Source organism: Borrelia crocidurae, assembly GCF_000825665.2.
GTDB lineage: Bacteria > Spirochaetota > Spirochaetia > Borreliales > Borreliaceae > Borrelia > Borrelia duttonii.
On record NZ_LN609267.1, the window covers coordinates 827,236 to 832,952 of the forward strand.

Consider the following 5,717-nt stretch of genomic DNA (forward strand, 5'->3'; position numbering starts at 1 on the left):
ATTATAATTGAGGTTGATTTGCATCTATTTAAAGATTCTTTAAATTTGATTGTCTCTTCAGGGAATGGGGGTGCAGGATGTATTTCTTTTTTGCGTGAAAAATTTAAGGCTAAAGGAGGTCCTGATGGAGGTGATGGAGGAAGAGGTGGAGATGTAATCTTTAAAGTTAAGTCAAATCTTAAAACTTTGTCTCTTTATAGAAATGGCCAAAAACTTAGTGCTAGTAATGGAAAATCTGGAATGGGTTTAAAGAAAAGTGGAGCTGCTGGGTCAGATTTGATTATTTTTGTTCCTCCAAATACTAGCATTTATGATACTGATTCTAATTGTATGTTATTTGAGCTTAAAAATTTTAATGATGAAGTTGTTGTTTTGAAAGGTGGAAGAGGTGGTCTTGGAAATGTGAATTTTAAAAGTTCTACAAAACGAACACCAAGATTTGCTCAACCAGGAGAATCTGGGCTTACTTTAAATTTACGCCTTGAATTGTCATTAATAGCTGATATTGGACTTGTTGGGCTTCCTAATGCAGGTAAATCTTCTCTTATCTCTAAAATAACTGCTTCACGATCAAAAGTTGCAAATTATCCTTTTACAACTAAAATTCCACATTTTGGTGTTGTAAGAGTTTCTTATAATGATTTGATTATTGCTGATCTACCTGGAATAATTGAGGGAGCAAGTAAAGGTATAGGTCTTGGTTTTGAATTTTTAAGGCATATTTCTAAGACTCAAGTTTTGGTTTTCTTGATAGATGTTTCTAGTAATGATTTTATGAGTGCTTATGATATTCTTATTAATGAACTTAGAGTATATGATATTGAACTTTTGAAAAAAAAGCGCATAATTGTTGCTAGTAAACTTGATTTAGAGGGTGCAACAGAAAATTTTAATCAGTTAAAAAGTATTTTGTCTGAAGAGAGGGTGCTAGGAATTTCTATTTATGATAATATCGGAATAAATGAACTTGTTAGTGAATTTTTTTCTTTAGCAAAAATTTGAAGGTGTTTATTTTGTTTTTTAGAAAATACAGATCAGTATTATGCAGGTTTTAGTTTGTTTAATTGATGAATTAAATTTATAATAGGGGAGATTGATGCGAATAGCAATATTGGGTGGTACTTATAATCCTGTTCATATTGGACATATGTTTTTGGCAAAAGAAATAGAGCATTTTTTAAATGTTGATAAGATCTTATTTATTCCTACTCATAAACCTGTTCATAAATGTGTTGAGGATATTAGTGTTATAGATAGAGTGACAATGCTTAAATTGGCGGTACAATATGAAGATAATATGTTTGTTGATGAATGCGATGTGATACATGGGGGGGTAACTTATACTATTGATACTATTGCTTGTATTAAAAATAAATATGCTAATGATGATATATATTTGATCATTGGAGATGATCTTTTTGAAACTTTTGATTCATGGAAAAATCCGGAAAAAATAGTTGAATCTGTTAATCTTGTAGTTGTTCATAGAATTTATAGCAAGAGATTGAGTAGTCGATTTAAACATATTTATGTTGATAATAGGGTATTTCCTATTTCGTCTTCAGAGATTAGAAATAGAATTGAACAAGGATTACCTGTAGATTATTTGCTTCCCTTTGATGTTTTGAGATATATTAAAAATAATAATTTGTATGTTAAAGGTATGTAATTGAGGAGAGAATTATTTTTTTTAGTTCTAATCATTTTAATAATTCTTGGTATTGTAATTTTTTTTGTTGATATTTCTAAAAGAGAGCAAATATATTTTGAACTAAATACCAAAAGTAATATTAGCTTTTTATTTCTTGTAGAAGATGATAATGAAAATCTTTTAAGTATGCAAGAAGTTTTTATTAACATAAAGACAGGAAATGTTGGATTTTTGGATATTCCTATTTATACGGGTTATGAAGATTTTAAAGGAAATATTTCGTGGTTTGAGGCTTTGTATAAAAAAAATAATTTTACTGAATTTTTAGTTAAAGTATCTAAACAATTGAATCATGAACCTGATTATTATATTCGTTTTAAAAAAGATAATTTTGTGAGGTTTGTTGATTATCTTGGTGGAGTTCGATTTCTTGTTAAAAATCCTGTTAAGGTATACAATTTGGTACACTCTATATTAATACCTTCTGGTAATTCTATTTTTGATGGTGATAAAGTTTATGATTATTTAAGTTATTTTCAACAGTATTGCTTCTTATTATGAGAGATCTTTAATATTATAAAGAATTTTTTAAAAAAATTTTAGCACAATTTGCTAATTTTCAAGAAGAATATGATTATTTTTCTAAAATGTATGTTATGTTAGATACTAATCTTTCTGAAACTGTATTTAAATATATTCTTTCCAATTATAAAATAAATGATGAGAAGCTTATTTTTTTTAATATTAAGGGTCAAGAGGAAACATTTAAAGATGATGATGATAATTTAATAAAAGTTATTTTTCCTTATTATGGGGGAGCAGTTCTTAAGGAATCAATAGAAAATTTGAATAGGATTTTAATAGATGGAACTAAAACCGAAGATGTAATTAAGATTATTATTTTAAATGGCACGCAAACTGCTGGGCTTGCAAGGAATGTAGCAGATATTTTTAAATCTTTAAAATTTAAGGTTATAAGATTTGGGAATGCAGATAAGCATAATTATTCTCATACTCTGATTATAAATAATTCTGATAATTTGGAGATTGCTATTAAGGCTGGAGATGTTATTAGAGCGAGAAATATCAAGCCAATCTCTGAGTTTCATATGGATATTTTGGGATTTGATATCTCTGATATGGGTCCTGATGTTGTAATAATTTTGGGAGATGATTTTGATGGAAGATATGTTAAGAGTCGATGATATTAAGAAGTTATGTAAAATTATATCTGATTTTGGTGGTATTGACGTTTTGGGTATTAATGTTAGTTCTGTTTGCAATTGGGCTGATTTTTTTATTATTGTTTCATTTTCGTCATTTAAACAGATGGAAGTTTTGTATACTGAAAAATTAATAGCTTTTTTTAATGAGAGAAATTTAAATTGTTGTCTTCAGGGTAAAGGTTTCCTTTTTGATTGGACGATTATTTCTTGTGGGGGTCTAGTTATACATTTAATGAGTAAAAATTCTAGAGAATATTATGAACTTGAAAAAATATGGGATAAGGGAGAAGTTATTTATTCTTGAGAGTTATTAATTAAAAAAAATAAAAATATCACAAGAATTATTTACAAAAAATTAAAAATATTCTAGATTTAAAGAAATGTATTTTAGGGAGGCCTAGAAGTGAATATTACAAATGTAAGAATTAGGAGAGTTGATAATAAAGATTCCAGTTCGAAGCTATTAGCATATGTTACAGTTACTTTTGATGATTGCTTAGTTTTACATAATATCAGAGTTATTAGAGGGCAAAAAGGCGTGTTTATTGTTATGCCTAATAGGAGAACTAAAGTTGGAGAATATAAAGATATTGTTCATCCTATTAATCAAAGTTTTAGAGAAATTTTGCAAAGTGCTATTTTTAAAGAATATGTCAAAGAAAACCCTTCAAATTTTGAACTTGAATTAGTCTAGATAATATTATTGACAAAGTTTATTGTATTTTGTATCCTTTTGACTTGTGGATAATTAGTTGTTAAGTATTTGGGACGTGGACAAGTGGTAAGTCACCTGGTTTTGGTCCAGGCATTCGAGGGTTCGAATCCTTCCGTCCCAGTATTTATATTAGGAGTTTTGTTGTGTATAGTAGTAGGATTTTAAAGTATGAGGGTCGCTCTAAATTTGGTTCATCATGTGCTCGTATTTTACGAGCAAAGTCCGAAATACCAGCTATTGTTTATGGTAAAGAAAGTGATGTTTTGCATATAAAGATCAATAGTAATGAATTTGATAAAAAATTTGCTAAATTTACAGATAATACTGTTTTGCTTTTAAATGACGGTATGGTTGAAAAATGTGTTTTCATTAAAGATGTTAGTGAAAATCTTACAAAGAAATTTATTTATCATATTGATTTTTATGAAGTTGATAGAACTAGGGAAATTGAAAGGGATATATCAATTAAATTTATAGGAGCTTCTGTTGGTGTTAAGGAAGGTGGTACCTTAAGTGTACTCCGTAATACAATTAAAGTGAAGGCTCTGCCTTTGAATTTGCCAGAGTTTGTTGAAGTAGATTTAACTCCTGTTAAAAAGGGGGATCAAATAACTTTGAAAGATATTGTGCTTTCTGATAATGTAAAACTTTCTGAAACAGATGAAAATTTGGCGGTTTTATTTGTAAAATAAAAAATATGAATTTATTAATAGTTGGCCTAGGTAATCCTGGGTCTAATTTTTTGCATACTAGACATAATGTTGGTTTTGGATTGATAGATAAGTTAGTTATGAAAAATGCTCTTTCGTTAAAAAAATCCAAGAACTATGAATATGCAGATTTTAATGTTGATTCTAGGCGAATAGTTTTAATTAAACCTTTAACTTATATGAACTTGAGTGGTAATATTTTTCCTTTTGTTTTTTCTAAGTTTTATATGAAAATAAATAATTTATTGGTTGTGGTTGATAATGTTGATTTACCTTTGGGAAAGTGTAGACTTAGAAAGGTAGGGGGTGCTTCTACTCATAATGGGCTTCGTTCTATTTCTGAGAGTCTTGGGAGTACTAAGTATGGTAGACTCTATATTGGAGTTGGAAATAATAGTGTTTTTGGTCTTAAAGATTTTGTTCTTTCAAAATTTAATGATAGTGAACTTGTTCGTCTTAAAAATGTATTTAATTTTTTAAGTGAAGAAATATTGGGTATAGATGAATTTAGTTTTGAGCATAAAATTGCAACTATTAATTCTAGTAGTTTTTGATGGTTTGGGATAATATAATAACAAGAATAGAAGATTTTTATAAAAGAAATTTTTGATAAAGAGAAAGTAATTGTTGCCTTTTCTGGAGGTCCAGATTCTACTGTTTTGTTATTGAATTTAAAAAAATATTTAAATAATAATATTGTTGCTTTTTATTTTGCTCATTATATAAGGTCAAAAAGTGAACAAGATTTAGAAATAGAACATGTTAAGAAATTTTGTAATTTGTATGATATCGTTTGTCAGATAAAGAAGTGTGATGTTGATATTAAAATAAAAGCGAAGCAATTGGGTATTTCTATTGAAGAATTGGCCAGAAAATATCGATATCATGCTTTATTAGAAGCTCTTAATGAAAATAATGCTAGTTATGTTGCTCTTGCTCATAATAAAAATGATCAATTTGAGACTTTAATAATGAGATTTTTTCAAGGTTCATTTTTGGATGGATTTGTTGGTATTCCAGTTATTAATAATTTCATTATTAGGCCTTTGCTTGAAGTGTCAAGAGAAGAAATTGAAAAATTTTTATCTGTTAATAATATTGTTTATTCTATTGATAGTACTAATCATGAAGATTTGTATTTAAGAAATAAAGTTAGAAATAATCTTGTTCCTGTTATTAAAAAAATTTTTAAAGGATATGAAAAAGGATTAAGGAGAATATCTGATTTTTCAAGGGAACTTACAAACTATTTTGATAGAGAAGATTTTCTTCCCTTTATTAAAGGTAATTATTATTATTCTTTTGATGCTATGATTTTTTTTAATTTGCCAAAATATTTGGTTTTTAGAAGTGTTTTTAAAATTTTAAATTTAGAAAGAGAAGTATAACAAATTTATGCAAAAAGGTCTTTAAGT

Annotated in this window: 7 protein-coding genes, 1 tRNA gene and 1 pseudogene; all 9 read left to right on the top strand. The window is 27.6% G+C overall.

Annotated elements, in window-relative coordinates; genetic code table 11:
* Nucleotides 1-18: 18 nt before the first annotated feature.
* The 9 genes and pseudogenes from obgE to tilS all read left to right on the top strand — a co-directional run bounded on the left by obgE (nucleotide 19) and on the right by tilS (nucleotide 5,690).
* Nucleotides 19-1,002, top strand: a complete 984-nt coding sequence (gene obgE / locus BN1173_RS04005) for a GTPase ObgE (RefSeq protein WP_040236799.1) — start codon at nucleotides 19-21, stop codon at nucleotides 1,000-1,002.
* A 94-nt stretch (nucleotides 1,003-1,096) separates the two neighbouring features.
* Nucleotides 1,097-1,669 carry a nicotinate (nicotinamide) nucleotide adenylyltransferase gene (gene nadD / locus BN1173_RS04010; protein WP_040236793.1) on the top strand — a complete coding sequence of 191 codons (573 nt, stop codon included), beginning with the start codon at nucleotides 1,097-1,099 and terminating at the stop codon, nucleotides 1,667-1,669.
* Nucleotides 1,670-2,856 (top strand): annotated as a pseudogene (locus BN1173_RS04865) (LCP family protein).
* Nucleotides 2,831-3,181 (top strand): ribosome silencing factor, encoded by a 351-nt coding sequence (gene rsfS, locus BN1173_RS04020; RefSeq protein WP_014696594.1) that lies wholly within the window; start codon nucleotides 2,831-2,833, stop codon nucleotides 3,179-3,181. The pseudogene BN1173_RS04865 and the gene rsfS overlap by 26 nt, the downstream one beginning before the upstream one ends.
* A gap of 99 nt (nucleotides 3,182-3,280) precedes the next feature.
* Nucleotides 3,281-3,571, top strand: a complete 291-nt coding sequence (spoVG, locus tag BN1173_RS04025) for a septation regulator SpoVG (RefSeq protein WP_014696595.1) — start codon at nucleotides 3,281-3,283, stop codon at nucleotides 3,569-3,571.
* Between the two features lie 70 nt (nucleotides 3,572-3,641).
* Nucleotides 3,642-3,713 (top strand) — tRNA-Gln (locus BN1173_RS04030).
* A 22-nt stretch (nucleotides 3,714-3,735) separates the two neighbouring features.
* Nucleotides 3,736-4,284: a 50S ribosomal protein L25/general stress protein Ctc gene (locus BN1173_RS04035; RefSeq protein ID WP_040236795.1), complete on the top strand. Its 549-nt coding sequence runs from the start codon at nucleotides 3,736-3,738 to the stop codon at nucleotides 4,282-4,284.
* A gap of 5 nt (nucleotides 4,285-4,289) precedes the next feature.
* The gene (gene pth / locus BN1173_RS04040; RefSeq protein WP_040236797.1) at nucleotides 4,290-4,856 is read left to right on the top strand and encodes an aminoacyl-tRNA hydrolase; all 567 of its coding nucleotides are present in this window, start codon (nucleotides 4,290-4,292) and stop codon (nucleotides 4,854-4,856) included.
* 105 nt (nucleotides 4,857-4,961) lie between these two features.
* Nucleotides 4,962-5,690, top strand: a complete 729-nt coding sequence (gene tilS / locus BN1173_RS04730) for a tRNA lysidine(34) synthetase TilS (RefSeq protein WP_246040060.1) — start codon at nucleotides 4,962-4,964, stop codon at nucleotides 5,688-5,690.
* Nucleotides 5,691-5,717 lie beyond the last annotated feature (27 nt).

Coding starts and splice junctions, on each gene's coding strand:
- nadD (WP_040236793.1), top strand. CDS start 1,097: ATGCGAATAGCAATATTGGGTGGTACTTATAATCCTGTTCATATTGGA.
- rsfS (WP_014696594.1), top strand. CDS start 2,831: ATGGAAGATATGTTAAGAGTCGATGATATTAAGAAGTTATGTAAAATT.
- pth (WP_040236797.1), top strand. CDS start 4,290: ATGAATTTATTAATAGTTGGCCTAGGTAATCCTGGGTCTAATTTTTTG.